This is a genomic window from Jannaschia sp. S6380 (assembly GCF_023015695.1).
Classification (GTDB): Bacteria; Pseudomonadota; Alphaproteobacteria; order Rhodobacterales; family Rhodobacteraceae; genus Jannaschia.
Genome location: NZ_JALKAS010000002.1, coordinates 231,394 through 257,261 on the forward strand (window position 1 = coordinate 231,394; position 25,868 = coordinate 257,261).

The following is a 25,868-nucleotide window of genomic DNA, read 5'->3' on the forward strand; positions in this document are numbered from 1 at the left end:
CGGGTCCTTTCAGAGGATGTCGGCGCGTTCGATGCGCGCGGCGATTTCGGCCGGTGTCGGCAGGAAGCCGGTGGCGATGGCGCCGGCGACGCCCAGGATCACCACGACGGCGGCCGCCACCGTGATCTTGCGCTGGATGCTGCGGCCCACGCGGGGCGCGACCGCCGGCAGTTCCAGCAGGGGCAGCGTCGCGATGGGCGTGATCCCCAGCCGGCGCTGCAAATCGATCGGGCGTCGCAGGAAGCCAAGGCGGAGTTCGAGCAGGGTCACGACCAGCAGGCCGAGAAGGATGCCGCCCGCCGCCCCGGCGATGGCCACGATCTTGCGGTTGGGCCGGTCCGGTACGCGCGGGATCGATGCCTGCTCGATCACGGCGATGCGCTGGCCCTTGGACAGCGCCTCGATCGCATCGCCCGTCTCGGCGATGGCGCGCGCCTCCAGCGCCTGGTCGTAGAGTGCCCGGAGGTTCGCCTCCTCACGCTCCAGGCTGGCCAGTTCGGCCGCCTTGATCGGGGTCCGGGCCAGCCCGTCGCGGAGGTCTTCCATCTCGTCCAGAAGCGCGATCCGGCGGGCGTCCTCCTCGGCCAGGCGGGCGTCGATCTCGTCGCGGTGGCGGTGGAAGGCGGTGCGCCCGTCGTTGACCCCGCCCTGCGCCTCCAGCCGCCGGGTCAGCGCGGCGATCCGCTTGGCGATGTCGTCCGCGCCCGGGTCGCCGGCGGGCAGGTTGTCCAGCGTCTCGCGCAGGGCGGCGATCTGGCGCGCCTCGTAACTGGCCACGGGGGCCGTGCCCTCGCGCCGGCGGATCGTCTCGTGCAGGCGGGTCAGGCGCTCGCGCTCGCGGCGCAGATCGCCGCTGTCGCGTTCGATGCGGGCCAGCTCGGCCTGGATGGCGGCCAGGCGCGCCGTCCGCAGCTCCCGCGTGTCCGGCAGGACGTCCAGGTTCTCCTGCTGGAAGGACAGCAGCGTGGCGCCCGTCTCGGCCAGTTCCTGCTGCAGGCGCGACACCTCGTGATCGAAGAATTCCAGCGTCTGGCGGGCGACCGTGGTGCGCATGTCGACGTCTTCAGACAGGACGCGCGTCACAAGCTCGTTGGCGACGGCGGCCGACATGACGGCGCTGTCGGCCTCGAAACCCAGGATCAGCATGGTGGCCTTGATCGGATCGCGCGGACGCGGCTGCCCACCCTCGATCCGGTAGGTGATGCGGCCGCGGAGGTCGTCGACGATCACGTCGGGGGCCGGCCGGTCGCCGCCATAGATCTGCAGCCGGTTGGCCATGTCCAGAAGCGCCTCGCGCGACAGGACACGCTGCTCGACGATCTGGAGGTGTTCCAGCGCCTGCGTCTCGACGGTGGAGGCGGCCAGCTCGTCGGGGATCTTCTCGGCCTCGACGACCAGCCGGGCCTGGGCCACGTAGATCGGCGGCAGCGAGACCGCGATGGCCACGCCCGCGCCGGTGCACAGGAACACCGCCAGCAAAAACCAGCCCAAGCGCCTGCGAAACAGCGATGCATAGAATTTCAGTTCGCCCCACATCCCCGTCAGCCCACCGCGAGGCGGAGACGGCCCGGCCGGGGTGCGGGATCCGGCGCGGGCAGCGGCACCTGATAGAGCCCGTCGGAGAGAACCTGACCGATGGCGTCGGCATCGATCCGGTCGCACCCCCCCGTCATCGCGTAGACGAGGGCCAGTTCGCAAAGCTGGTTGATCGCCCGCGGCAGCCCGCCGGTCGCGGCATGGACGGCTGCCAGCGCGTCGTCGTCGAACAGATCCTCGGGCCCCTGCGCGGCGGCCAGGCGGGTGCCGACATAGGCCTGCATCGCCGCGGGCTCCAGCGCATCGAGGTGGCCCCAGGACGCGACCCGCTGGCCCAGGTCCGACATCTCGGGGGCCCGCAACCGGTCGCGGAGGGCGGGCTGGCCGCAGAGGACGATCTGCACCAGCAGGTCCTGCGCGGTATTGATATTCGACAGCACGCGAAGTTCGTCCAGCGCCTCGGCGGACAGGTTGTGCGCCTCGTCTAGGATCAGGGCGACCCGCCGGCCGGCGGCGTATTCGGCGATCAGGATGTCCTGGACGCGCCCGTGCAGGACCGTATCGCCCTCGTCGCCCGTGACGGGCTGTCCCAGCGCATGAAGGATCCAGGGCAGGACGGAGCCGCCGCCGCGCCGAAGACCGGCCACGAAGACCATCCGCTGGTCATCGGCGGCGGCGTCGGCCAGCGACAGCAGAAGCGAAGTCTTGCCGGACCCGGTCTCGCCGGTCAGCACGATGAAGGCCGCGCCCGACACCATGCCGTATTCCAGCGCCGCATGCGCGCGCACCTGCGTCTGACCCCAGTAGAAAACGCCGGAATCGGCCAGCCCGCTGAACGGGCGACCGCACATTCCGAAGTGGTCCCTGTAGAGATCCTGAAGCTGGCTCATCGCTCGTTTCCACTGAGTGGTTATTCTTGTTCGATTGTTTCTTGCGCATCGTTCGGACGCAAAACCGTCCTTGTCTTATTCGTGTAAAATTCGACAGGACTAAGGCGCGGTCGTGAGGAATCGGCGGCGCTTCGGGGCAGGTTCCGGGCAGCGCCGCATTCGGTCGCGAAATGACACCGGCCCTGCCACGATTCAGGGTAAACGGGTCATGAATCGACCATGACCATCCGCCAGTTTCGCTCTCGTTCCGGGTCTTCGACGGCCCAGCCGACAAATGAGCGAGAATGCGGATGACCATGCAGTTCGACCCCGAGGCGATCACGATCGGCGCGACGGCGGTGTCCCCCGTCGCGGTGGCGGATGGCGGGCGGGGCGTGTCCTACCGGACGCATGTGAAGCGCGCGATGGACGTGGTGCTGGTGCTGGCCGCCGCACCCTTCGTCCTGCCGCTGGTGCTGCTCCTCGCGCTTCTGGTGTCGCTGGATGGCGGACGGCCCTTCTACGAGCAGGAGCGTCTGGGCCTGGGCGGTCGCCGCTTCCGCATGTGGAAGCTGCGCTCGATGGTGACGGATGCGGACGCGGCGCTCGCGGCGCATCTCGCCGCCGACCCGGATGCGCGGGCCGAATGGGACCGCGACCAGAAGCTGCGCGACGACCCGCGTGTCACCCGCCTCGGCCGGCTGATCCGTCGCACCTCGCTCGACGAACTGCCGCAGCTCTGGAACGTGCTGACCGGCGACATGAGCCTTGTCGGTCCGCGCCCCATGCTGCCCGAGCAACGCGCCCTCTATCCCGGTCACGCCTATTTTCGCCTGCGCCCCGGCCTGACCGGCGCCTGGCAGGTATCCGACCGCAACCGCACGACCTTCGCAGCCCGCGCCGAATTCGATCGTGCCTACGATATCGCGCTGTCGCTGACCGCCGACCTGGCGATCATCGCGGCGACGGTGGGTGTTGTCCTGCGCGCCACAGGTCGCTGACCTTCGCCGCCGCGGGCCGCCACCGCGGTTTGCGGCAACCCCGAGGTGGGGCATGCTGACGCCAACAAGAGAACCGAGCAGAACGGGTTCAGACACATGAAGAGGTATCGCGCCCGCAAGGGGTGCACCATGGCCCTTGCCCTGGTGCTGGCGCTGTCGGGCTGCAAGTCCGACGGCGAAAGGCTGGGCGCCTACCTGCAAAGCGGCGGAGACTATGCCGAACAGGGCGATTACGACCGCGCGCTCGTCCAGTTCCGCAACGCGCTGAAGATCGATCCCGACCATGCCGAGACGCGCGCCGCGATGGGGCAGGTCCTGCTGGAACAGGGCGCCCTGCGCGAAGCGCGCGAGGAGTTCGTGATCCTGTCCGAGCGGTTCCCCGACAGGTTGGAGTTCCGAAGCCGCCTGGGCCAGATCGCGCTCGTCAGCGCCGACTGGGCCGCGCTGGATCGGCAGGCCGCCGCCGCGCGCGCCATCGACGACACCGCGCTCGACAGCCGCGCCCTGGACATCGCGGCCCGCTATCGCGCCGCCGTGCGTGAAAAGGACGCCGTCGCGCAGGATGCCCTCGCCGCCGAGGCGCGGGCGTTGCTGGCGGGGCGCCCCGACCAACCGGTGCTGCTGCGCGTGGCGGTCGACAACCTGACGAAGGGCCCCGATCCCGCCGCGGCGCTTCCGCTGCTGGACGCGGCGCTGGATATCGACCCGCATGCGCCCGAACTGCAACTGCTGCGCATCCGCTTGCTGGCCGATTCCGATCGTCTGGACGCGGCCGAGGATCGGCTGCTGGACCTGGCCCGGCTTTATCCCGACGACCCGCAGATCGCGGGCCTTCTGGTCGCGCGGCATCTATCCAAGGGTCGGATCGACGCGGCCGAGAACGTGCTGCGTGCACTGGCCGAGGGCGCCCCGGCCGGCGAGACGCCGATGCGCATGCTGCTGGTGCGGTTCCTCTACCGCATGCGCGGGGCCGAGGCGGCCCTGGCCGAACTCGCCCGGCTGATCGACGGGGCCGGCGACGCGCCGGCGGCCCTTCTCTACTCCGGGATGGACCGTTCGATCCGCTTCGACGAGGGCGACCGCGACGGGGCCGTGCAGGGGCTGCGCGCGCTGCTGGCGGATCTCGACGACGCCTCGGCCGAGGCGCGCGCGCTGCGCGTTCTTCTGGCGGGCATGCAGGACAGGCTGGGCGAACGGCAGGCCGCGCGGGGCGAGATCGCGGAGGTCCTGGCGCTCGACCCCTATGACGCGCAGGCCCTCAAGCTGCGCGCGACCTGGGCGATCGAGGCCGACGATCCGAAATCGGCCATCGTCGATCTGCGCACCGCGCTGGCGCAACGGCCCCGCGACACGGAACTGATGACGCTTCTGGCCGCAGCGCACGCGCAGGACGGCAATCGCGGCCTGGCGATGGAGCAGCTCTCGGCGGCCGCACAGGTCTCGGGCCATGCCGCGCGCGAAAGCGAACGCTATGCCGACGCCTTGCTGACGGATGGGCGGCCCGCCGTCGCGCGCCGGGTGCTGGAGGTCGCGCACACGGCGGCGCCGGGCGACGTCCCGGTGGCGCGCGCCCTGATCGCCCGCTACATTGCCGACCGCGATTGGCGCGGGGCCGAGCGTGTGCTGGCGGGGCTCGGCCGCATCGACACGCCCACCGCGCGATCGGCCGCCGAACCGTTGCGCGCGGCGCTTCTACTGGGGCAGGGGCGCGACGCCGATGCCGCCCGTGCGATGCAGGACATGCTGGCGGCCGATCCCGGGCGGCAGGCGGCTTTTGCCGACCTCGTCGCGGGGTTCCGGCAGCGCGGCGAAATGGTGACCGCCCGCAGCCAGATCGAGGCGGCGCTGGCGCTTTATCCCGACGATGCCGCGCTCGGCATCCTGGCCGCCGAGCAGAGCCTGGCCGAAGGCGATTTCGACCGGGCTGAGCGGGAGTATCGCGCCCTGGCCCGCGGTCCGGGCGATGCCGCGGCGCTGCGACTGTTCGCGCTGCTGGCAGGGCAGGGTCGCCGCGACGCGGCCGAGGCCGTGCTGCGCCAGGGCCTGACGGATCACCCGACATCGCGCGGCCTGCGCCTGATCGAGGCGAACCGTCGCGAGGTGACCGGTGACGTGCCGGGCGCGATCGAACTGCTGGAGGCGCTCCATGCCGATCGGCCCGGCGATCCGACGGTGGCCAACAACCTCGCCTCGCTTCTGGTTGGGCATGACGACGATCCGGCGACGCTTGCCCGGGCGGCGCGTATCGTGGCGCCCCTGCGCGGCACCGCCAACCCCGCCGTCAGCGACACGATCGGCTGGATCGCCTTTCGTCGCGGCGACGCCGAAGGCGCGCTGCCGCTGATGCGTCGCGCGGCGCGTGGGCTGCCCGACGATGCGCTCGTCCGTTCGCGGCTGGGCCAGGTTCAGGCCGCCCTCGGCCGGTCGGAGGAGGCGCGCGCCGCCTTCGCGGCCACGCTCGACCTCGCGCCTGCGGATCATCCGATCGCGCGGGACGCCCTGCGCCGCCTGTCCGCCCTGGGGGGCTGATCGCCGTGGCGTTCCTGTCGACCGCACCCGCCCGTCGTATCCGGTATGCGCCCGCAGCCCTGGTCTTCGCGACGCTTGCGGCGCTGCCCTTGTTCTGGATGGGCCTGGTCTCGCTGGCGCAAGCCTGGGCCACACCGGAATACAGCCATGGCCCGCTGATCCCCGCGATCTCGCTTTTCCTGTTCCTGCGCGAACTGCGGCGCCAGCCCGAACCGGCGGCGGACGCGGTGCGCCGATGGCCGGGGTTCCTGCTGGGGGCGGGGGCGTTGCTTCTGGCGCTGGCAGGGCAGCGCACGTCGATCCCCGATCTGATCACCTACGCGATCATCCTGTGGGTGATGGCGATGGTGCTGATCTGCATGGGCTGGGCGCGGGGACGTCGGTACTGGGCGTCGGTCTTCCACCTGATCTTCATGCTGCCGCTGCCGCAGGTCCTTTACTGGCAGGTCTCGACGGCCCTGCAGGGCATTTCGGCGCAGATAGGCGTGGCCCTCGTGGAACTGGCTGGCATTCCCGTCCTGCTGGAAGGGCAGATCATCGACCTGGGTGTCTGGAAGCTGCAGGTCGCGGAAGCCTGCTCCGGGCTGCGCTACCTGTTTCCGATCCTCAGCTTTTCGTATCTCACGGCGATCCTCTATCGCGGACCGATGTCGCACCGGGTGCTGCTCTTCGCGGCGGCGGCGCCGCTGGCCGTATTGCTCAACGCCGCGAGAATCGGGGTCATCGGCATCTTGGTCGACCGGTACGGCATCGCGCAGGCGCAGGGGTTCCTGCACGTGTTCGAGGGCTGGGTCGTCTTCGGTCTGTGCGTGGCGCTGTTGTTGTTGCTGGCGGCCGCTCTGGCGCGGCTGCGGCTGGCCGGTGGGGCGATGCTCGATCTCGACACCGACGGGCTGGGGCGCGGGCTGGGCCGGATCACCGCGGTAACCGGCGCGGGAACGCTGTCGGCGCTGGGCGCGCTGGCCCTGGTCGCCGCGGCGCTGCACTGGGCCGCGGGCGGCGAGGGTCGCGCACCCCAGGCGCGTCTCGCGGCCTTTCCGATGCAATTGGGCGACTGGGCCGGTCATCGCGCGCGGCTGGACCCGGACGTGGCCCGCGTTCTGGCGGCCAGCGACTATGTCGTGGCCGACTTCGCCGCCAGCGGGCCGCCGGTCGGCCTGTTCGTCGCCTGGTACGCCCGGCAGGCCGACGGCGCCGGGCTCCACTCGCCCGAAATCTGCCTGCCCGCCGCCGGATGGGAAATCGCCGAACTGGCCCGCACCCGCATGACCCTTGGCGGTGACACCTTTCCCGCCAACCGCGCCGTGATCCAGAAGGGGACGGAGCGGCAGATGGTCCTCTATTGGTTCGAGCAGCGCGGCACCCGGCTGGCCAGCGCATGGCAGGCCAAGTTCGCGGCCGTGCGCGACGGCTTGGTCCATGGCCGCAGCGACGGCATGATCGTGCGGTTCACCACGCCCATCGGCGCGGGTGAGTCCGACGCCGCCGCGGAGGCGCGCCTCATGGCGCTCGCCGCCGCCGCCGTGCCGCGTCTCGTGCCGCTGATCCCCGGCTAGCGTTTCGCGAAGACGCGGTCGTAGGCCGCCAGCAGGGCCGGCACCGAATGATCCCAGCTCAGCGTGTCCAGCACGCGGGCCCGGCCCTGCGCGCCCATCGCGCGCGCCATGTCCGGGTCATCCATCAACTGGGCGATCATCCGGGCGAAGTCGGCCGGGTCATTGGCGCGGGCATAAAGCGACGCATGCCCCGCCGAGGCACGCCCCTCGGTCAGGTCGAATTGCACCAGGGGCTTTTCCAGGGTCATGTATTCCATGACCTTGTTCATCGTCGAGATGTCGTTCATCGCATTCTTCGGGTCCGGCGCGACGCCGATGTCGATCGCGTTCAACGCGCCCAGCATCGCCTCGCCATAGAGCGCACCGGTGAAGGTGAAGCGGTCGGCGAGGCCCCTTCGCGCCACCTCCGCCTCGATCACCGGCTGGTGCGGACCGAAGCCGATGATGACGATATGCACATCCGCGCGGCCCATGTCCTGCACCAGGATGCGGACCGCCTCGACCAGCAGCTCCAGCCCCTCCTGCTGGCCGATGATGCCGATCCAGCCCAGGACGGTGCCGGCCTTTCGGAAGGACGCGTCGCCGGGGCCGGGCAGGAACTTCTCGATCCGGGGGGCGGAGCGGACGACGAACACGTCCTCGGCCGCCATTCCGCCGCGCCTGCGGGCGATGCGGGCGAAGCTTTCGTTGGTGGCGATGCTGACATCGGCGCAGGCGAAGGTGATCCGCTCCCACAGGCGCATCACGCCGTAAAGCAGGCCGCGCCTGCCGAACTTGGCCTCGAACAGCTCGGGGCAGACGTCGTGGTGATCGAACACGTAGCGCACACCGGCGAGCCGGTAGCGCAGCGCCAGAAGCCAGACCAGATCGGGCGGGTTGCAGCCGTGGATCACGTCGAAGCCGCGCGCGCGTCGCACCTGCCGGGCCAGCCGGAACCAGTGGCGGATCGCGTGCAAATACTCGCGCGCATAGGCCAGGGCACCGGCATGCGCCTCGGGCGGGGCGGGGTGGCGGTGGATGTGGACGCCGTCGATGACCTCGTATTCGGCGTCCCAGCCGCGGCCCGTCGGGCAGATCACCGAAACCTCGTAGCCCGCCGCGACCAGCGAGGTCGCCTCCAGCCAGACCCGCCGGTCGAGTGGGACGGGCAGGTTCTCGACCACGATCAGCACGCGGCGCGGGGCGGTCTCGGCGGTGGGCATGCGGGAACCTCGGGTCGTCACGGGGTCGCAGGGGACAGGTGCCGTGGCCGGAACGCAAGCGGCACGGCGGAATTCGCCGATCGCCATGGCCCCTCCGCCACAACCTTGCCATTATGGCGCGGAACAAGCCGCCCCGGCAGGCACGCATCGCGCGCGGGTCCGGCCGGACGGCAGGAAGAACGAAGGAACGGATCATGCGTATCGCGATGATCGGCACCGGCTATGTGGGCCTGGTGTCGGGTGTGTGCTTTTCGGATTTCGGGCACGAGGTGGTCTGCGTGGACCGCGACCCGAAGAAGATCGAGATGCTGGAGGCCGGCCGCGTTCCCATCTTCGAGCCGGGGCTGGACGACCTGATGGCGCGCAACGTGGCGGCGGGGCGCCTGTCGTTCACCACCGACCTGAAGACAGCCGTCGGCGGGGCCGATGCGGTGTTCATCGCCGTCGGCACGCCGACGCGCCGGGGCGATGGCCATGCGGATCTGACCTATGTCATGGACGCCGCCGCCGAGATCGGGCGCGCGCTGACCGGCTATGCGGTCATCGTGACCAAGTCGACCGTGCCCGTCGGCACCAACCGCAAAGTCGCCCAGGCCGTTCGCGACGCCGCGCCCGAGGCCGCGTTCGACGTCGCCTCCAACCCCGAGTTCCTGCGCGAGGGCGCGGCGATCGACGATTTCATGCGACCCGACCGCGTCGTCGTGGGCGTGGAGAGCGCGCGTGCCGAGGAGGTGATGTCCGCGATCTATCGCCCGCTCTACCTGCGCGACTTCGCGATCATGGTGACCGATCTGGAGTCGGCCGAGATGATCAAATACGCGGCGAACGCGTTTCTGGCGACCAAGATCACCTTCATCAACGAGATCGCGGCGCTGTGCGAACGTGTCGGCGCCGACGTCAAGAAGGTGTCCAAGGGCATGGGGCTGGACGGGCGGATCGGGAACAAGTTCCTGCATGCCGGACCGGGCTATGGCGGATCGTGCTTTCCCAAGGACACCGCCGCGCTGGCCCGGATCGGGCAGGACCACGCCATGCCCATGCGCATCACCGAGGCGGTCATGCAGGTCAACGAAGGCGTCAAGGCGCGGATGGTCGAGAAGCTGCGCGACCTCTGCGACGGCAGCTTCAACGGCCGCACGGTCGCGGTGATGGGCGTGACCTTCAAGCCCAACACCGACGACATGCGCGAGGCGCCCAGCCTGACCATCGTCCCCGCCCTCGTGGGCGGCGGCGCAAAGGTGCGTGTGGTCGACCCCGAAGGCCGGCGCGAGGGCGAGGCGCTGCTGCCCGGCGTGGCCTGGCACGACGACCCCTACGAGGCCTGCGCGGAAGCCGACCTGATCGTGTTGCTGACGGAATGGAACGAGTTCCGCGCCCTGGACCTGGAGCGGATCGCCGGCGCGATGCGCACGCCCCGGATGGCGGACCTGCGCAACATCTATTCGCGCGAGGTGGCCGAGGCGGCCGGGTTCGCGGCCTACGATGCCGTCGGGCGTTAGGCGGGCCGCCCGGTGAGGATCCTCCTGGTTCACCAGAACATGCCCGGCCAGTACCGCGAGTTGCTGGACTGGCTGATCGCGCAGGGCGGGCACGAGCTGGTGTTCCTCACGCAGCGGCGGAACTATCCTGACCGCGAAGGCGTCCGGAAGGTCGTGTACGCGCCCCATCACAAGCCTGCCGAGGACGCCTATGGCCTGTCCAAGACGTGGGAGGAGGCGGCGGGCAACGGGTTCGGCGCGGCCCAGGCCGCCGCCCGGTTGCGCGACGAGGGCTTCGTGCCCGACATCATCCTGGGGCATACCGGTTGGGGCGAACTTCTGTTCATGAAGCAGGTCCTGCCGGACGTGCCCATCCTGGGGTTCTTCGAGTACTACTACCTGGCCGAGGGCGGACCTGTCGGCTTCGACCCCGAGGATCCGCCGTCCGAGGTCACGCCGTTCCTGCTGCATGCCCGCAACGCCGTGCCCAACACCGCGATCCAGGTGGTCGATCGCGGCCTGTCGCCGACCCGGTGGCAGCGCGACACCTTCCCGGACAGCTTTCACGACAAGCTCTATGTCTGCCATGATGGCATCCGTACCGATCGCCTGCGCGCCGATCCGGGCGTCACGCTGGGGTTGGGCCGCATCGGCCAGGTCACGCGCGAGGACGAGATCTTCACCTACCTCGCGCGGAACATGGAACGGACCCGCGGCTTCCACACCTTCATGCGCGCACTGCCCGCGATCCAGAAGGCGCGGCCCAACGCGCGTGTTCTGGTCGTCGGCGGCTCGGGTGCGTCCTACGGCAAGGCCAGCAAGGCCGAAGGCGGTTTCCGCGCCGAGATGGAGCGCGAGGTCGGCCACCTGATCGACTGGGACCGCGTTCATTTCCTGGGTCAGGTCCCCTATGAGGCGTATCGCCGGATCGTGCAGCTCAGCCGATGTCACATCTATCTGACGATGCCCTTCGTGCTGTCCTGGTCGCTGCTGGAGTCGATGGCGATGCAGGCCACGGTCGTCGCATCCGACGTGGCCCCCGTGCGCGAGGCGATCACCCATGGCAAGACCGGGCTGCTGGTCGATTTCCTCGACCCCGATGCCTTGGCCACGCAGGTGATCGACGTGCTGTCGAACCCGGATGCGCATGCCGGGCTGGGACCGGCGGCGCGCGCGCATGTCGTCGACAACTACGACTTCCTGACCCGGTGCCTGCCTCGGCATATCGACCAGATCAACGCGCTGGTCCCCGAGGGCCGCGGCCTCAGCCTCTAGTTGCGCGGCGTCGCGGCGCAGCCTATCTGCGGGCGCATGAACGACGCATTGGACACCGGCCGCGAGGTCCTGAGGACCGAGGCGGCCGCCCTGTCGGCGCTGGCCGAGGCCATGCCCGAGGATTTCTCGGCCGTGGTCGACCTGATCGCGGCGGCGCCCGGGCGCGTGATCGTCACGGGCATCGGCAAGTCCGGGCACATCGCCCGCAAGATCGCGGCGACCCTGGCCTCCACGGGCACGCCCGCGCTGTTCGTGCATCCGGCCGAGGCCAGCCATGGCGACATGGGCATGATCGGGCGCGACGACGTCGTCCTGATGCTGTCGAACTCCGGCGAGGCGGCGGAGCTGCGCGACATGATCGAGCACACCCGGCGCTTTTCGGTCCCGCTGGTGGGGCTGTCCTCGCGCCCCGGATCGACGCTGATGCAGGCCGCCGATCACCGACTGACCATCCCCGCACTGCCCGAGGCCTGCGGGATCGGGATGGTGCCCACCACCTCGACCACGTTGACGCTGGGCCTGGGCGACGCGCTGGCCGTGGCGCTGCTGCGGCGAAGGAATTTCCGGGCGGAGGATTTCGGCGTCTTCCACCCGGGCGGCAAGCTGGGCGCCCAGATGGCCCGCGTGTCGCGATTGATGCATTCCGAGGTGCCGGCGGTGACGTCCGAGACGCCGATGCCCGATGCCTTGCTGACGATGACCTCGGGCGGGTTTGGGATCGCCGCCGTGGTCGATCGCGGCGTGTTGACCGGCGTGATCACCGACGGGGACTTGCGGCGCAACATGGCGGTGCTGATGGACCGGCGCGCGGGCGACGTGGCGACGCGCGATCCGCTGACGGTGCCGCCCGACATGCTGGCCGCGCAGGCGCTGGCGCTGCTGAATGCGCGCAAGATCAGCGTGCTGATCGTCTGCGAGGGGCCCGCCCCGGTGGGCGTGCTGCACATCCACGACCTGTTGCGCGCGGGTGTCGCATGAAGACCGCGATCCTGATCCCGGCGCGCTATGCCTCCACCCGCTATCCCGGCAAGCCGCTGGCCGAGCTTCGGCAGAAGGACGGCAGCGTCAAATCCCTGATCCGCATGACATGGGAGGCGGCGCAGGGAGTTCGGGGCGTCGACGCCGTGCACGTGGCGACCGATGACGACCGGATCGCGGATGCGGCGCGGGGCTTCGGCGCGACCGTCCTGATGACGTCGCCCGCGGCGGCGAACGGCACCGAACGCTGCGCCGAGGCGCTGGACCAGATCGAGGCCGACCTCGTGGTGAACCTGCAGGGCGATGCGCCGCTGACGCCACCCTGGTTCGTCGAGGCGCTGATCGAACGGATGCAGGCCGATACGGATGCCGCCGTCGCCACGCCCGTCCTGCGCTGCGACGCCGCGACCTATGCGATGTTCATCGAGGATCGGAAGGCCGGGCGCGTCGGCGGCACCACTGCCGTGTTCGACCGCAACCTGCACGGGCTCTACTTCTCAAAGGAAGTGATCCCCTATATCGACCCGGGCAAGGTTCCCGATCCGATCCCGGTCTTTCACCATGTCGGCGTCTACGCCTATCGCCCCGATGCGCTGCGCGCCTATGCCGGATGGCCGCAAGGCGAGCTGGAGCGGCGCGAGGGGCTGGAGCAGCTGCGCTTTCTGGAAAACGGTGCCACCGTCGCCTGCGTCGAGGTCGACGCGCGGGGCCGCGTGTTCTGGGAGTTAAACAACCCAGCCGACGTGCCCCGCATCGAAGCCGTCCTGCAAGGAGCCTGAGCATGGAGCCCATCGCAACCCGCATTGTCGAGATCGGCGGCATCCCCGTTGGCGGCACGAACCCCTTCGCGCTGATCACCGGGCCGTGCCAGCTCGAAAGCCTGAACCATGCCCGCATGATGGCGACCCATATCGCCGAGGCGTGCGATGCGACCGGCACGCGGTTCGTCTTCAAGGCCAGCTACGACAAGGCCAACCGCTCCTCCATCGGCACCCAGCGGGGTCTGGGGATGGAGGAGGGGCTGCGCATCCTGGCCGAGGTCAAGGCGGAGTTCGGCTGTCCGGTGCTGACCGACGTGCACCTGCCCGACCATTGCGCGCCGGCGGCGGAGGTCTGCGACGTGCTGCAGATCCCCGCCTTCCTGTCGCGGCAGACGGACCTGCTGCTTGCCGCTGGCGGGACGGGCCGCGCGATCAACATCAAGAAGGGACAGTTCCTCGCGCCCTGGGACATGGAGAACGTCGCGGCCAAGGTCGCCAGCACCGGAAACGGGAACATCCTGCTCTGCGATCGGGGGACGAGCTTCGGCTACAACACCCTGGTCACCGATTTCCGTGGCCTTCCGGTGATGGAGCGGACGGGATATCCGGTCGTCTTCGACGCCACCCATTCGGTGCAGCAGCCCGGCGGGCAGGGCACCACATCGGGCGGTCAGCGCGAATTCGCGCCCGTGCTGGCGCGCGCGGCCTGCGCCGTCGGTGTCTCGGCCCTGTTCATTGAAACGCATCAGGACCCGGATAGCGCGCCTTCGGACGGGCCCAACATGATTCCCGTCGACCGGATGGCGGACCTGATCGCGGAACTTCGCGCCTTCGACGACCTGCGCAAGGGCAACTGACCCGCGCGCCGCGACGTTGAGGCTGCGCAGCCACGCCGGAGACCCGCATGTTCGAGATCATCGTCAGCGTCATGGGACGCGCCGGATACTTCGGGACGTTCCTTCTGATGTTGGGGGAGAACGTGTTTCCCCCGATCCCGTCCGAGGTCATCATGCCGCTGGCCGGCTTCCTGGCCGCGCGCGGCACATTGGTCCTGTGGCTGGTGATCGTGGCTGGGACGCTCGGCTCCGTGGCAGGCGCGCTCTTCTGGTACTGGATCGGGCGCGAGGTCGGCGAGGAAAGGCTGCGTCGCTTCGCCGAACGCCACGGCCGCTGGCTGACGATCGAGGGGCGGCATGTCGACCAGGCCTCCGACTGGTTTCGGCGGCATGGCGGGGCGGCCGTATTCTTCGGGCGTCTGATCCCCGGTGTCCGCACATTCATCTCGGTTCCGGCAGGGGTCGCGCGGATGCCGCTCGTGCCGTTCCTGGGATATACGCTGGCGGGCAGCCTGCCCTTCACCGCCCTCCTGGCAGGGCTGGGCTACGTGCTCGAGTCGCAATACGAGAAGGTGGGTGCCTGGATGGACCCGATCTCCTGGATCGTGATCGGGGCGATCGTGGCGGCCTATCTGTGGCGGCTGCTGCGGCGGCGCTAGCGCGCGACGGGGTTCGACGCGGTCTTGTAGGCCGACCAATCCGCGATGTCGGGATAATGCTGTCGACGCCACGCCCGCACGCGGGGGTTCATCACCCGGCGCCAGATCGGCGGCACCATCGCGGCCGCCGTCATGACCGGATAGCCCGCGGGCAACTGCGGTGCCTCGGACGCGTCATATGTCTGAAGCAGCGGAAACGGGCGGTCGGGCTTGAAGTGATGGTCCGAATGGCGCTGCAGGTTGATCAGCAGCCAGTTCGACGCCTTGTGCGCGCTGTTCCACGAATGATGCGGGCGGACGGGTTCGTACCGGCCGTCGCCCAGGTGGCGGCGGGTCAGGCCGTAATGTTCGATGTAATTAACCAGTTCGAGCTGCCAGATCGCGGTCACCGCCTGCACGGCGAACAGGACCAGGCCCGTCCAACCGCCGAGGGCCACGGCGAGGAGGAGCATGCCGACCTGCAGCGCGGCGTAGCGCCAGAACGGGTTCGAGCGGTGGAACGCCGACACGCCCTTGCGCGCGAGCATGGCGACCTCGGCCTGCCACGCGGAGACGATGCTGCTGCGAAGCACGCGCGGCAGGAAGCGGTGGAACCCCTCGTTGTACCGGGCCGTCGCGGGGTCGCGGGGCGTGGCGACATGGCGGTGATGCACCAGCAGGTGTTCGGAGCGGAAATGCGAATAAAGGACCATCGCCAGAAGGATGTCGCCCAGCCACCGGTCGAGACGCGGCCGCTGATGGACCAGTTCATGCGCGTAGTTGATCCCGATCGTCCCGGTCACCACGCCCATACCGAAGAACAGCCCCCACATCTCCAACGTCGAGAGATGCGTGCTGTGATCGACATACCAGATCAGGCCGAAAAGCGTGGCGAACTGGACCGGCGCCCAGATCAGCGTGATCGCCCGATACCAGCCCAGGCCGCGCCGCTCCATCAACGGGTCGGCATTGCGCTCCTCCAACCCTGCCAGCAGGTCGAGCGCGGAATAGAGGCCCCAGCCGTAGATCGGCACCGCCGCCACCCACCAGCCGCCCAGTACGGCGCCCAGCCACACCATCGGCACCATGGTGAGCGAGATCCAGAACGGCAGCGCGGCCCAGGGCGCGCGGACCTGTTCGTCGGGCATGGTCGTGATCGACATCGTTCGCGGCGTCCCTTCGGTTGAGGTGCAGGATATCGCATTCGCGGCCCGTCGCTCAAGCGTCGGCTGGGAAACGCTACGTCAACATGCGGTGCGCCTTGGCGAAGGCGGTCGGCAGGGCGGCGGGGTCGAGTGGGGCATAGCTCCCCCGGTCGGGGTTGCCCGCCATCCGCGTCGTCCGCACCGTCAGCGTCAGGTGGAAATGGGTGAAGCTGTGCCGAACTTCGCCCACGTCGCGCCAGTCGGCGGCGAAGGGCGGCACGTCTCGTGGTGTGTCGGACCAGTCCGAGGTGGGAAAGGCGAGCATGCCGCCCAAGAGCCCGGTGCCGGGGCGCGTCTCCAGCAGCCAGTCCTCACCCCGCCGGGCGAGATAGACGAACCCGCGCCGTTCCGGCTTGGCGGGCTTGGCGGCCTTGCGCGGCAGCGATGGGGCAATCCCCGCCGCATGGGCCGCGCAATCGTCCGACAGCGGGCAGAGCAGGCAGGCGGGCCGCCTAGGCAGGCAGATGGTGGCGCCAAGGTCCATGACCGCCTGCGCATGGTCGCCCGGTCGATCCGCGGGGGTCATCGCGGCGGCTGCCACGCGGATCTCGGCGCGCGCGGCGGGCAGCGGCGTCTCGATCGCGGCGAGGCGGGCCATGACCCGCTCGACATTGCCGTCGACGACCACGGCGGGTCGGCCGAAGGCGATGGCCGCGATGGCAGCGGCCGTATAGGGCCCGACGCCCGGCAGCGCGCGCAATTCCGCCTCCGTGTCGGGAAAGCGTCCGTCGTGATCGCCCGCCACGACACGCGCGCATTTCAGCAGGTTCCGCGCCCTGGCGTAGTATCCCAGGCCGGCCCAGGCAGCCATCACCTCGGCATCCGGCGCGGCGGCCAGGGCGTCGACGGTGGGCCAACGGGTGGTGAAGTCGTGGAAATAGGCGCGCACGGCCGCGACCGTGGTCTGTTGCAGCATCACCTCGCTCAGCCAGACGCGATAGGGATCCGCCCGTTCGGCGGCGCCCGGGGGCATCCGCCACGGCAGCACGCGCGCATTTGCGTCGTACCAGCTCAGCAATCGATCCGTCCTGGGATCACGCATTGGTGAGATGGCCCCTGTTTCCCGTCCCCGCGCATCATGTAGGATGCATCGAAGCCCCGAGGAACCCCATCACAGATGACCCGATACCGAAAGACAGCGCGGCGCGTCTCGACGCTGGTGGAGCGGGACGTCCGCCGCATGGGCGAGAAGCGCGGCTTCTCGGAAACCCGGCTGCTGACGCATTGGGCGGAAATCGCGGGCGCCGAGGCGGCGTCGATCTGTCGCCCGGTCAAGGTCGGGTTCCCCCGCAACGGGTTTGGCGCCGTCCTGACCGTGCTGACCACGGGTGCGCAGGCGCCGATGCTGCATATGATGTTGCCCGGCCTGCGCGAGAAGGTGAACGCCTGCTACGGCTATGCCGCCATCAGCCGCATCGATATCACGCAGACCGCGCCGACGGGGTTTTCCGAAGGGCAGGTCGCGTTCGCGTCCAGGAAGCCCGCGCCGCGGCCGGACCCCGCGCCCGAGGTCGTGGCCCGTGCCCGCGAGACGGCGGACGGCGTCGGCGACGCGGATCTGCGCGCCTCGCTTGAACGGCTGGCCGCCAACATCATATCGAGATAACGCGCCTGATCCGGCGCCAGACTGGAGACCAAGATGATCACCCGACGCAAAGCCCTGACCCTGACCGCCATCGGCCTGGCCGCCGGCGGGACCTATAGCCTGACCCGCGGCGACCGGGCCGATGGGCTGGCGGAGTTCGGCGCCGCCAACGCCCAGGGCGCCGGCACGATCGAGGACATCACGCTGGGCGATCCGGGCGCGCCGGTGAAGGTGGTCGAATATGCCAGCTATACCTGCCCGCACTGCGCCAGCTTCCACAACGACACGTTCAAGGCATTCAAGCGCGAGTATATCGACACGGGAAAGGTGCATTTCACCTATCGCGAGGTGTTCTTCGACCGCTACGGCCTGTGGGCGGCGATGATCGCGCGCTGCGCGGGGGCAGACCGCTATTTCGGGGTGTCGGACCTGCTTTACTCGCGGCAGGGCGAATGGGCCCGGCAGGAAGATCCGGCCTCGGTCGCCGCGAGCCTCAAGCGGATCGGCGCACAGGCCGGGCTTTCGGCAGAGCAGGCGGATGCCTGCCTGCAGGATGGCGACAAGGCCCAGAACCTCGTGGCCTGGTACGAGCGGAACGCCCAGGATGACGGCGTGCGGTCGACCCCGTCCTTCCTGATCGACGGCGAGATGCATTCGGGCAACATGAGCCTGTCGCAGATCGGCAAGCTGGTCGACGACGCGCTCTGACCCCGCGCGATTAGAGGCCCAACTCGGACAGCGCGGCCTCCAGCGGCGCGCTGTCCTCGATCTCCAGGCGGACGGGCAGGGCCAAGACTTGGCCCCGAAGGGAAGGCGGTAGCCGAACGGCGTCCTTTTCGGTCGTCACCGGCTGTGCCGACAGCCGCGCCGCCCGTTCCCCCAGCCTGCGCAGAAGCGCCGGGGTCAGGGGTTGATGATCCGCCAATGCCTCGGTCCCGCGCAGATCGGCGCCCAGATCGCTGAGCGTGTCGAAGAACTTCTGCGGTCGGCCGATCCCGGCGAAGGCGAAAACCGGCAGACCGGTCCAGTCCATCCCCGTCGTCAGCGGGACGAGACGGCCGCGCAGCCGGGTCGGCGGCTGTGGCAGGACCACGGTGCCCGCCCCGATCGTCAGCGTGAAGTCGGCACGCGCCAGCCCGGCGGCCACCGGTTCGCGCAGCGGCCCCGCGGGAATGACCCGCCCGTTGCCGAACCCCGCCCCCGCATCGACCACGACGATCGACAGGTCCTTGACCAGCGATGGGTTCTGGAACCCGTCATCGAGCAGGATCGCGCCGGCCCCCGCGCGGATGGCGGCCAGGGCCCCGGCGGCGCGGTCGCGGGCCACCCAGGTCGGACCGAAAGCCGCCAGCAGCAGCGGCTCGTCACCCACTTCGGCATCGGTATGGCGTGCGGGATCGACCCGAACCGGGCCCGCAAGTCGCCCGCCATGCCCGCGCGAGACGACATGCGCCGCCACGCCCCGCTCCGCCAGCATCTGCAGCAGTGCGATGACGGTCGGTGTCTTGCCGGTGCCGCCCGCCGTCAGGTTGCCGACGCAGATCACCGGGACGCCGACCCGCTGGCCGGGCCGCGCCACGCGCCGGGCCGTCGCGGCGGCATAGATCGCGCCCAGCGGCGACAACAGACGGGCGCGCAGGCGCGGCGGACGCGACCAGAAGCCGGGCGCCTTCATCAATCGACCCGGTCCAGCATGGCAAAGAGGAGGTCCATCGCCTTTTCCGTCACGTCCGCCCCTTCCGAGCAGACCTGCCAGGCGGCATGGGCCATCCGCGCGGCCTCGTCGGGCTCCAGGGTCTGCGCCACCGCCGCGCCCAGCGTCTCGGGCGTGACGGCGCGGGCGGCCTTGGCCTGGGTCAGACGTCCGTAGATGTCGCCGAAGTTGCCGACATGGGGCCCATGCAGGATCGCGCTTCCCAAGGCGGCGGGCTCGAACGGGTTGTGGCCGCCGATCGGCACCAGCGATCCGCCCATCAGGCTGACGGAACAGAGCCGGTACCACAGCCCCATCTCGCCCACCGTGTCGGCGACGTAGATCTGAGTGTCGGGACCGATCTCTTCGTCGGCGGAGCGCTGGGCGACACGCCAGCCGCCCGCGCGCAAACCGGCGACGATGCCCGCGGCCCGGCCGGGATGGCGCGGCGCGATGAACAGCAGAAGCTTGTGCCAGGACCGCAGCGCCTCGGCATAGGCGCGGGCGGCCATCTCCTCCTCGCCTTCATGGGTCGAGGCGGCAAGCCAGCAGGGCCGCCCGGCCAGCGCCTGCGCCAGACGCAGCCGCTCGGCCTCGTCATGCGGCAGGGCGGCAGATCCTTCCTTCAGGGTGCCCGTCACCTCCAGCCGGTCGGCCGGCAAACCCAGTGAAAGCAGCCGGTTCGCCGTCGCCTTGTCCTGCGCCTGGACATGGGCGATCTGGCCCAGGAGCACACGCGCCGTCCCGCGCGCCACGCGCCAGTTGCGATGCGCCCGTTCGGTCATCCGGGCGTTGATCATCGCGATCGGGATGCCGCGCCGCGACGTCTCGTGCATGAGCGCGGGCCAAAGTTCGCCCTCGGCCAGGACGGTCAGGTCGGGCGACCAGTGATCGAGGAAACGGCGGATCCAGGGGCGCACGTCCAGCGGCACGTATTGATGCACCGTCCGGTCCGGCAACCGGTCGGCCAGAACCTGGCTCGACGTGACCGTCCCGGTGGTCATCAGGAAGGACAGTTCCGGCCGTTCCTCGCCCATGCGCCGGATCATCTCCAGCAGCGAGACGCTTTCCCCGACGCTGGCGGCGTGCAGCCACATCAACGGCCCCTCGGGCCGGGCGACAGCCGGCTTCCCGCGCCGCTCGTCCAGCCGCGCAGGGTCTTCCTTGCCATCGGCCATGCGTCGCCGCAGGGTCCGCTCGGCGAAGCGTTGGGCGCGTTCGGACCACGCGAGATAGGGGCCGAGCAGGACCGGCGGGGGCATGACCTCAGCCCAGTTCCTCGGTCGGGGAGGCTTCGGTCTCCTCGTCGCGCAGACGATGGATATGCGCGATGAAGTACCGTGCATGGGCGTCGTCCACGGTCCGCTGGGCCGCGTCCTTCCAGGCGTCGTAGGCGCTGGCGTAGTCGGGGAACATGCCGACGATGTCGATCTTGTCGACATCCGCGAACTGGTTCGAGCTGGGGTTCACCAGTTCGCCGCCAAAGACGAGGTGCAGGCGTTGGGTCATGTCGGGCCTCCTGTGGGGTTGGCGTTCCCCGCCCCTTAGCGCGTCCGCCGCGTGGCGTGAAGCTAGACCAGCCGTGCCAGCAGCGCGCCGGCGATGGCGGGCGTGCCGGCCACGACCCCGTCATGCTGGGGCATGGCGGCGTTGAAGCGCAGCGGGCAGCCGCGCCGATCGTGGATCTGCCCCCCGGCTTCGGCCACGATCAGGGCGCCGGCGGCGATGTCCCATTCCCAAGCCGGGCGCAGGGCCAGCATCGCGTCGAATCGCCCCTCGGCAACCAGCGCCAGGCGATAGGCCAGCGAGGAGCGGAAGCACCGCTCGACCGGGGGCGATCCGCCCTTCCATCGGGCGGGCGTGAAGTTGGGCCGGGATCCCAGCACGGTCGCGCCCGTCAGATCGGTCCGGCCGGAGGGGCCGATCGCGCGCCCGTCGCATGTCGCGCCCCCGCCCCGGGACGCGAGGTAGAGCCGATCCCGGACGGGAAGGTAGATCGCCGCCGCGACCGGGATGCCGTCCTCGACCACGGCCAGCGAGTGGCTGAAATCCTTCGACCCCTCGAGGAAGGCGCGGGTTCCGTCGATCGGATCGACAACGAAGACCTTCGACCGGTTCAGCCGCGCCGGTCCATCCGTCGTCTCCTCCGACAGCCATCCGTATTCGGGCCGGGCCGCCAGCAGGTCCCGGCGCAGCATCGCGTCGATTTCCAGATCGGCTTCGGTCACCGGACCCTGGCCGTCGCCCTTGTCCCAGGTGGCCGGTCCGTTGCCGAAATGCCGGCGCGCGATCGTGCCCGCCGCGCGCGCCGCCTGCGCCAGAAGCGCCAGGTCATCCGCCGGCAATCGTGAGCCCCTCGACCAGGAGGGAGGGGACCTGCCGGCCGACATGCAGGCGCGCGTCGTTGGCCGGGATCAGCGAACGCAGCATCGGGCGCAGGTTGCCCGCGACGGTACATTCGTTGACGGGATGGGTGATCTCTCCGTTCTCGACCCAGAAGCCCGATGCCCCGCGCGAATAGTCCCCCGTCGTGGCCGAGATGGACGAGCCGATCATCGACGTGATCAGCAAACCGGTGCCCATCTGCGCCAGCAGCTCCGCGCGCGTGGCCGGGCCCTGGGTCAGCCGGACGTTCGTGCTGGCGGGCGAGGGCGGCGACGAGGTCCCGCGCGATGCGTTGCCGGTGCTGTTCAGGCCCAGCCGGCGGGCGGTCGCCAGATCGAGGATCCAGGATCGCAATACGCCGTCGCGGACGATGTCGCGGGATGCGACCGGCAGCCCTTCGGCGTCGAAGGGGCGGCTGCCCGCGATGCGGGGCAGGGTCGGATCCTCGGTCAGCGACAGTCCCGCGGGCAGGACGGCTTCGCCCATGGCATCGCGCAGGAAGGTGGCGCCGCGGGCGACGCTGGACCCGTTCACCGCGCCCAGCAGATGGCCGATCAATTGTCCGGCGACGCGTTCGTCATAGACGACGGGGAAGGCGCCGGTCCGCGGCTTGATGGCGCCATGCCGTGCCGCCGCCCGTTCGCCGGCGATGCGGCCGACGGTTTCGGGCTCATCGAGATCGGTCCGGTGGATGCGGCTGTCACCATAATAGTCGCGCTCCATCCCGCTGCCCTCGCCCGAGATCGCCACGCAGCTGACCGATGTCGATGTTCGCCGGTAGCCGGCCGAAAAGCCGTTGGTGCCGGCCAGGTGGATCCGTCGGTCGCCGTATCCGGCTCCCGCGCTCGACACCTGCGCCACACCCGCCACGTCCAGGGCCGCGGCTTCGGCGCGCAAGGCCATCTCCTGCAGGTCGGCGGGCGTGGGCACGGGTCCGTCGTCGACGAGGTCCAGGCGTTCCAGATTCCAGTCGCGGGCCAACCGGTCGGGATCGGCCAGGCCGGCATGCGGGTCCTCGGGCGCCTCGCGCGCCATCGCCACCGCCCGTTCGGCCATCTGCGCCATGGAACCGGGCGTCAGGTCCGAGCCGGAGACGCAGGCCTGCCGCCGCCCCACCAGCACACGCAGCCCGATTTCGGTCCCCTCGGACCGTTCGGCATGTTCCAGACGCCCGCCCAGCACATCGACCGAAACCGACGCCCCGCCCACGGCCAATGCGTCCGCCGCGGTGGCCCCCGCCTGGCGGGCGGCGCGAAGTAGGTCGTCGGTCAGGCGGGAAAGGTCGGTCATGGGGCGCTCGCGTTCATCTTGCCCCGCGCAGGTAGCCCCCGGGAGGCCGCGCAGCAAGCCCACGCCCCGACCGGCCGCCCCGACGGGGTCGCCGCGGGGTCGCTGCAGGGTCACTGCAGGGGCAAGCCGTTCGCGCTGATGCCGCCGCCTTCGGTGAACTCGATCACCGTCTCGAGTTGGTCGTCGCCCACGGGTTTGGCCACGGCGCCGGCCATGCCCTTGACGAAGGCCGCCTGTTCGGCGGGCACGAAGCCCAGTGCGACCAGCTTGTCGATCAGCGCGAAGCCGCCGTCGAGCGAAAGCTCGATCGTGCCCACGGGTTGCGACGGATCGGGCGTGGGAAAGGCCAATTCGCCCGAACCCCGGAGCGTCGCGCCGACCAGGTCGAGCAGGATCCGTTCGATCGTCAGCGAATCCAGGGTGCCCGGAGGGCCTTGGAGCGTGGCCATCGCCTCGGGGTCGCCGAAGATGTCGACACTGGGCGTGGCCGTCCCGGCAAGCTCCACCACGAGCGTCGCCGGATCGCGCGGCAGCTGGCCCGTGGGATCGAACAGCGCCCAGAGCGCGTCGTCGATGACGAGGTCCCGATAGGCCAGCGTCATGCCGAACGGCTTCTCGGTGCCGGGTTCGCCGAAGGGCAGGGTGAAGCCGGTCTCGGACTCCGCCACCGCGATCCGGATGGGAACCGGAAAGCCGGGGGCCTGAACCGTCATCGCCACGTCCTCGGCCCCGAGACGGTAACCCATGCTGTCCTCGGTCAGCGAGAAATCGAGGTTCCCGGTATCGGACGTGCCGTCGACGGAGAACGGACCCTGCGGGCCTTCGCCGTCCATCCGGAAGGTGCCGCCATCGTGCCGCAGTCCGCCCTGATAGGTCATGTTCCACTGCGCCATGGACGTGACCGGCAAGTCGGGCATCTCGCCCAGGTTGCCGTCGAAAGTGCCGGTGATCCCTTCGAGCGTGGAGGTGATCGCCACCGGAGCGCCACCCTCGTCTTCCACCGCCAGCCTCAGCTCCAGGCCATCCGCCGCCAGGGTCTGCTCCAACGCGCCGTCATCGCCGTCCGTGCCCGAGCGATAGGTCGAGTCGATCCCGCTCATCGTGACGACCAGCTCGGCTCCCCCCGATCCGTCCTCGGGTGCGACCGCGGTGGTCATCGTCATCGACTCCGCCTCCGCGTCATAGACGCGCACGCCCTCCTCCTCGGACACGACGATCTCCAGGTCCTGGTATCTCACCGCCAGATCCTGCGTCTGCGTGACCTCGCCCACGGTGTTGGTTGTCGTCATCTCGAGGCTTTCGGGCAACTCGATCGTCACCGTTCCGTCCTCGCCCTCCACGAGGCGCACGGTGCCGTATTCGATGCGACTTTCCGCCCCATCCATCGTGGTGGTCGCCATCATGTCCGTCAGCGTCAGGGTGCCGTTCGAATAGTCCTCGGACGCCGCCGTCAACGCCCCTCCGAAACGGGCGGAGACCTCCTGCCAGTCCGTCCAGATCGTGCGGGCGTCGACCTCGGCATGGGCGATGGCGGTCGTCAGCAAAAGGGCCGTTGCCCCGGAGATGGCATGTTTCGGCATGGTCCCGTATCCTTTAGGAAATGTCGTCGATACCAAATCGGACCCCGATGGCGGGGTCAACTGGGGGGCCGAAGTGACCGATCTGACTGGCAAGACCATCCTCATCACCGGGGCATCGCGCGGCATCGGCGCCGCCGCCGCCCGCGCCTTCGCGGATCAGGGGGCGAACGTGGCCCTGCTTGCAAGGGGAACCGACGCCATCGCCGATCTGTCCGGCGAGATCGGTCCCACCGCGTTGGCCATCCCTTGCGACGTCGCCCGCTGGTCCGAGGTGGCCCGGGCCGTCGATGCCACGGTCTCGGCCTTCGGCGGGCTGGACGTCGTCGTGAACAACGCCGGCATGATCGAGCCGATCGGCGGTCTGGCCAAGGTCGATCCCGGCGCCTGGGGCAACGCGATCGACGTGAACCTGAAGGGCGTCTACCACGTCATGCGCGCGGCCGTTCCGGTCATGCTGGCGCAGCGGTCCGGCACGGCGATCACCGTCAGCTCGGGCGCGGCGAGCCATGCGCTGGGCGGCTGGTCGGCCTATTGCGCGTCGAAGGCCGGCGCGAAGATGCTGACGGAATGCCTGCATGCCGAACACGGCGCCACCTTGCGCGTCATGGGGCTGTCGCCGGGCACCGTGGCGACCCAGATGCAGCGCGAGATCAAGGCCAGCGGCATCGGCCCGGTCGCGCAGCTGGACTGGTCGGACCATATCCCGCCCGAATGGGTGGCGCGCGCCCTGGTCTGGATGTGCACCGAGGCGGCGGACGATCTGCGCGGCACCGAAGTCTCGCTGCGCGACGGGGGCGTTCGGGGCCGGATCGGGCTGGCGTGATCCGCGCCGACCGGGATGGCGATGCCCTGACGCTGACGATCGACAGACCGGGCCGTGCGAATTCGCTGACCGCCGCGATGCTGTCGGACATGGCCCGCCATGTCGAGGACGCCCGCGACCTGCGTCTGTTGATCCTGACGGGGGCGGGGGACAAGGCCTTCAGCGCCGGCGCCGATCTAGAGGAGGCACGTGCGGGCCTCGCCACGTCGCCTCTGTGGGAGCGTCTATCGGGGGCCGTCGCCACCGTCCCCTGCCTGACCGTTGCGGCGCTGAACGGCACGCTCGCGGGCGGTGCCTTCGGCATGGCGCTCGCCTGCGACATCCGTCTGTCGGTGCCGCAGGCGTCGTTCTTCTATCCGGTGGCGAAGCTCGGCTTCCTGCCGCAGCCCTCCGACCCCGTTCGCCTCGCGGCGCTGGTCGGGCCGGCACGGGCCAAGCTGATCCTGGCCGGAGGGGCCCGGCTAGACGCGTCGGAGGCGCTCAGCTTCGGCCTGATCGACCGGATCGTGCCCGATCCCGTCGCCGCCGCGCGCGATCTGGCCCCGGGAGCGGCTGGTCATGTGGCCGCGATCAAGGCGATGGTGCCCTGACGACGCAAGGGAATCCGGCCGCGCCCTTGCCCCGGCCTGCCCGTTGCACGACGCTCTG

24 protein-coding genes are annotated in these 25,868 nt (G+C 70.0%); 13 read left to right on the forward strand and 11 right to left on the reverse strand.

Features of this window, described 5'->3' with window-relative positions; translation table 11 throughout:
• Positions 1-9 precede the first annotated feature (9 nt).
• Both MWU52_RS14165 and MWU52_RS14170 read right to left on the reverse strand, forming a co-directional pair.
• Positions 10-1,536 carry a lipopolysaccharide biosynthesis protein gene (locus MWU52_RS14165; protein ID WP_246953338.1) on the reverse strand — a complete coding sequence of 509 codons (1,527 nt, stop codon included), beginning with the start codon at positions 1,534-1,536 and terminating at the stop codon, positions 10-12.
• A gap of 5 nt (positions 1,537-1,541) precedes the next feature.
• Positions 1,542-2,426: an AAA family ATPase gene (locus tag MWU52_RS14170; RefSeq protein ID WP_246953340.1), complete on the reverse strand. Its 885-nt coding sequence runs from the start codon at positions 2,424-2,426 to the stop codon at positions 1,542-1,544.
• A 290-nt stretch (positions 2,427-2,716) separates the two neighbouring features.
• Here MWU52_RS14170 and MWU52_RS14175 point away from each other — a divergent pair, with 290 nt between their 5' ends.
• The 3 genes from MWU52_RS14175 (at position 2,717) to xrtD (ending at position 7,491) form a co-directional block, all read left to right on the forward strand.
• Positions 2,717-3,406, forward strand: coding sequence for a sugar transferase (locus MWU52_RS14175; RefSeq protein ID WP_246953342.1), 690 nt, complete (start codon positions 2,717-2,719; stop codon positions 3,404-3,406).
• 129 nt (positions 3,407-3,535) lie between these two features.
• Positions 3,536-5,935, forward strand: coding sequence for a tetratricopeptide repeat protein (locus MWU52_RS14180; RefSeq protein ID WP_246953344.1), 2,400 nt, complete (start codon positions 3,536-3,538; stop codon positions 5,933-5,935).
• A gap of 5 nt (positions 5,936-5,940) precedes the next feature.
• Positions 5,941-7,491, forward strand: coding sequence for a VPLPA-CTERM-specific exosortase XrtD (gene xrtD / locus MWU52_RS14185; RefSeq protein ID WP_246953346.1), 1,551 nt, complete (start codon positions 5,941-5,943; stop codon positions 7,489-7,491).
• Here the strand turns inward: xrtD and MWU52_RS14190 are convergent.
• Entirely contained in the window at positions 7,488-8,693 is a 1,206-nt protein-coding gene (locus MWU52_RS14190; protein WP_246953348.1) for a glycosyltransferase family 4 protein, read from the reverse strand. The genes xrtD and MWU52_RS14190 overlap by 4 nt on opposite strands.
• Before the next feature lie 194 nt (positions 8,694-8,887).
• On the opposite strand from MWU52_RS14190, the gene MWU52_RS14195 reads away from it, so the two are divergent.
• The 6 genes from MWU52_RS14195 to MWU52_RS14220 are packed head-to-tail and all read left to right on the forward strand — an operon-like array spanning position 8,888 to position 14,680.
• Positions 8,888-10,192, forward strand: a complete 1,305-nt coding sequence (locus MWU52_RS14195; RefSeq protein ID WP_246953350.1) for a UDP-glucose/GDP-mannose dehydrogenase family protein — start codon at positions 8,888-8,890, stop codon at positions 10,190-10,192.
• Between the two features lie 12 nt (positions 10,193-10,204).
• Positions 10,205-11,446 carry a glycosyltransferase family 4 protein gene (locus tag MWU52_RS14200; protein ID WP_246953352.1) on the forward strand — a complete coding sequence of 414 codons (1,242 nt, stop codon included), beginning with the start codon at positions 10,205-10,207 and terminating at the stop codon, positions 11,444-11,446.
• A 36-nt stretch (positions 11,447-11,482) separates the two neighbouring features.
• Positions 11,483-12,424: a KpsF/GutQ family sugar-phosphate isomerase gene (locus MWU52_RS14205; RefSeq protein ID WP_246953354.1), complete on the forward strand. Its 942-nt coding sequence runs from the start codon at positions 11,483-11,485 to the stop codon at positions 12,422-12,424.
• Positions 12,421-13,203, forward strand: a complete 783-nt coding sequence (locus tag MWU52_RS14210) for a manno-octulosonate cytidylyltransferase (RefSeq protein WP_246953356.1) — start codon at positions 12,421-12,423, stop codon at positions 13,201-13,203. The genes MWU52_RS14205 and MWU52_RS14210 overlap by 4 nt, the downstream gene beginning before the upstream one ends.
• A gap of 2 nt (positions 13,204-13,205) precedes the next feature.
• Positions 13,206-14,042, forward strand: coding sequence for a 3-deoxy-8-phosphooctulonate synthase (gene kdsA / locus MWU52_RS14215; protein WP_246953358.1), 837 nt, complete (start codon positions 13,206-13,208; stop codon positions 14,040-14,042).
• Positions 14,043-14,089: 47 nt separating this feature from the next.
• Positions 14,090-14,680: a DedA family protein gene (locus tag MWU52_RS14220; protein WP_246953360.1), complete on the forward strand. Its 591-nt coding sequence runs from the start codon at positions 14,090-14,092 to the stop codon at positions 14,678-14,680.
• Here the strand turns inward: MWU52_RS14220 and MWU52_RS14225 are convergent.
• The gene (locus tag MWU52_RS14225; protein ID WP_246953362.1) at positions 14,677-15,822 is read right to left on the reverse strand and encodes an alkane 1-monooxygenase; all 1,146 of its coding nucleotides are present in this window, start codon (positions 15,820-15,822) and stop codon (positions 14,677-14,679) included. The two genes, MWU52_RS14220 and MWU52_RS14225, sit on opposite strands and share 4 nt — an antisense overlap.
• 76 nt (positions 15,823-15,898) lie before the next feature.
• On the reverse strand, positions 15,899-16,906 hold the full coding sequence (gene mutY, locus MWU52_RS14230; protein WP_246953364.1) for an A/G-specific adenine glycosylase: 1,008 nt from the start codon (positions 16,904-16,906) through the stop codon (positions 15,899-15,901).
• A gap of 75 nt (positions 16,907-16,981) precedes the next feature.
• On the opposite strand from mutY, the gene MWU52_RS14235 reads away from it, so the two are divergent.
• The gene (locus MWU52_RS14235) at positions 16,982-17,470 is read left to right on the forward strand and encodes a DUF721 domain-containing protein (protein WP_246953366.1); all 489 of its coding nucleotides are present in this window, start codon (positions 16,982-16,984) and stop codon (positions 17,468-17,470) included.
• Positions 17,471-17,503: 33 nt separating this feature from the next.
• The gene (locus MWU52_RS14240) at positions 17,504-18,157 is read left to right on the forward strand and encodes a DsbA family protein (RefSeq protein ID WP_246953368.1); all 654 of its coding nucleotides are present in this window, start codon (positions 17,504-17,506) and stop codon (positions 18,155-18,157) included.
• Between the two features lie 10 nt (positions 18,158-18,167).
• Here MWU52_RS14240 and lpxK read toward each other — a convergent pair whose 3' ends face one another.
• The 6 genes from lpxK to MWU52_RS14270 form a co-directional block, all read right to left on the reverse strand.
• Entirely contained in the window at positions 18,168-19,124 is a 957-nt protein-coding gene (gene lpxK / locus MWU52_RS14245; RefSeq protein ID WP_246954601.1) for a tetraacyldisaccharide 4'-kinase, read from the reverse strand.
• On the reverse strand, positions 19,124-20,404 hold the full coding sequence (locus MWU52_RS18045; protein ID WP_281494133.1) for a 3-deoxy-D-manno-octulosonic acid transferase: 1,281 nt from the start codon (positions 20,402-20,404) through the stop codon (positions 19,124-19,126). The genes lpxK and MWU52_RS18045 overlap by 1 nt, the downstream gene beginning before the upstream one ends.
• Before the next feature lie 4 nt (positions 20,405-20,408).
• Positions 20,409-20,651, reverse strand: a complete 243-nt coding sequence (locus tag MWU52_RS14255; protein WP_246953371.1) for a DUF4170 domain-containing protein — start codon at positions 20,649-20,651, stop codon at positions 20,409-20,411.
• 62 nt (positions 20,652-20,713) lie between these two features.
• On the reverse strand, positions 20,714-21,487 hold the full coding sequence (locus MWU52_RS14260) for a 3'(2'),5'-bisphosphate nucleotidase CysQ (RefSeq protein WP_246953373.1): 774 nt from the start codon (positions 21,485-21,487) through the stop codon (positions 20,714-20,716).
• Complete coding sequence (locus tag MWU52_RS14265; protein WP_246953375.1) at positions 21,474-22,817, reverse strand: TldD/PmbA family protein; 1,344 nt, start codon at positions 22,815-22,817, stop codon at positions 21,474-21,476. The genes MWU52_RS14260 and MWU52_RS14265 overlap by 14 nt, the downstream gene beginning before the upstream one ends.
• A 110-nt stretch (positions 22,818-22,927) precedes the next feature.
• Positions 22,928-24,397, reverse strand: a complete 1,470-nt coding sequence (locus tag MWU52_RS14270) for a DUF2125 domain-containing protein (protein WP_246953377.1) — start codon at positions 24,395-24,397, stop codon at positions 22,928-22,930.
• 73 nt (positions 24,398-24,470) lie between these two features.
• On the opposite strand from MWU52_RS14270, the gene MWU52_RS14275 reads away from it, so the two are divergent.
• Positions 24,471-25,220 carry an SDR family oxidoreductase gene (locus MWU52_RS14275; RefSeq protein ID WP_246953379.1) on the forward strand — a complete coding sequence of 250 codons (750 nt, stop codon included), beginning with the start codon at positions 24,471-24,473 and terminating at the stop codon, positions 25,218-25,220.
• A complete protein-coding gene (locus MWU52_RS14280) occupies positions 25,217-25,810 on the forward strand; it encodes an enoyl-CoA hydratase/isomerase family protein (protein ID WP_246953381.1) in 594 nt (197 codons plus the stop codon). The genes MWU52_RS14275 and MWU52_RS14280 overlap by 4 nt, the downstream gene beginning before the upstream one ends.
• Positions 25,811-25,868: the final 58 nt, after the last annotated feature.

Excerpts from the sequence above, each read along its gene's own strand:
- MWU52_RS18045 (WP_281494133.1), bottom strand. The coding sequence starts at position 20,404 with ATGCCCCCGCCGGTCCTGCTCGGCCCCTATCTCGCGTGGTCCGAACGC.
- MWU52_RS14255 (WP_246953371.1), bottom strand. The coding sequence starts at position 20,651 with ATGACCCAACGCCTGCACCTCGTCTTTGGCGGCGAACTGGTGAACCCC.
- MWU52_RS14220 (WP_246953360.1), top strand. The coding sequence starts at position 14,090 with ATGTTCGAGATCATCGTCAGCGTCATGGGACGCGCCGGATACTTCGGG.
- MWU52_RS14205 (WP_246953354.1), top strand. The coding sequence starts at position 11,483 with ATGAACGACGCATTGGACACCGGCCGCGAGGTCCTGAGGACCGAGGCG.
- MWU52_RS14210 (WP_246953356.1), top strand. The coding sequence starts at position 12,421 with ATGAAGACCGCGATCCTGATCCCGGCGCGCTATGCCTCCACCCGCTAT.
- MWU52_RS14175 (WP_246953342.1), top strand. The coding sequence starts at position 2,717 with ATGACCATGCAGTTCGACCCCGAGGCGATCACGATCGGCGCGACGGCG.
- kdsA (WP_246953358.1), top strand. The coding sequence starts at position 13,206 with ATGGAGCCCATCGCAACCCGCATTGTCGAGATCGGCGGCATCCCCGTT.
- MWU52_RS14195 (WP_246953350.1), top strand. The coding sequence starts at position 8,888 with ATGCGTATCGCGATGATCGGCACCGGCTATGTGGGCCTGGTGTCGGGT.
- MWU52_RS14170 (WP_246953340.1), bottom strand. The coding sequence starts at position 2,426 with ATGAGCCAGCTTCAGGATCTCTACAGGGACCACTTCGGAATGTGCGGT.
- MWU52_RS14240 (WP_246953368.1), top strand. The coding sequence starts at position 17,504 with ATGATCACCCGACGCAAAGCCCTGACCCTGACCGCCATCGGCCTGGCC.
- MWU52_RS14265 (WP_246953375.1), bottom strand. The coding sequence starts at position 22,817 with ATGACCGACCTTTCCCGCCTGACCGACGACCTACTTCGCGCCGCCCGC.
- MWU52_RS14235 (WP_246953366.1), top strand. The coding sequence starts at position 16,982 with ATGACCCGATACCGAAAGACAGCGCGGCGCGTCTCGACGCTGGTGGAG.
- MWU52_RS14270 (WP_246953377.1), bottom strand. The coding sequence starts at position 24,397 with ATGCCGAAACATGCCATCTCCGGGGCAACGGCCCTTTTGCTGACGACC.
- MWU52_RS14190 (WP_246953348.1), bottom strand. The coding sequence starts at position 8,693 with ATGCCCACCGCCGAGACCGCCCCGCGCCGCGTGCTGATCGTGGTCGAG.
- lpxK (WP_246954601.1), bottom strand. The coding sequence starts at position 19,124 with ATGAAGGCGCCCGGCTTCTGGTCGCGTCCGCCGCGCCTGCGCGCCCGT.
- MWU52_RS14225 (WP_246953362.1), bottom strand. The coding sequence starts at position 15,822 with ATGTCGATCACGACCATGCCCGACGAACAGGTCCGCGCGCCCTGGGCC.
- MWU52_RS14165 (WP_246953338.1), bottom strand. The coding sequence starts at position 1,536 with ATGTGGGGCGAACTGAAATTCTATGCATCGCTGTTTCGCAGGCGCTTG.
- mutY (WP_246953364.1), bottom strand. The coding sequence starts at position 16,906 with ATGCGTGATCCCAGGACGGATCGATTGCTGAGCTGGTACGACGCAAAT.
- MWU52_RS14180 (WP_246953344.1), top strand. The coding sequence starts at position 3,536 with ATGGCCCTTGCCCTGGTGCTGGCGCTGTCGGGCTGCAAGTCCGACGGC.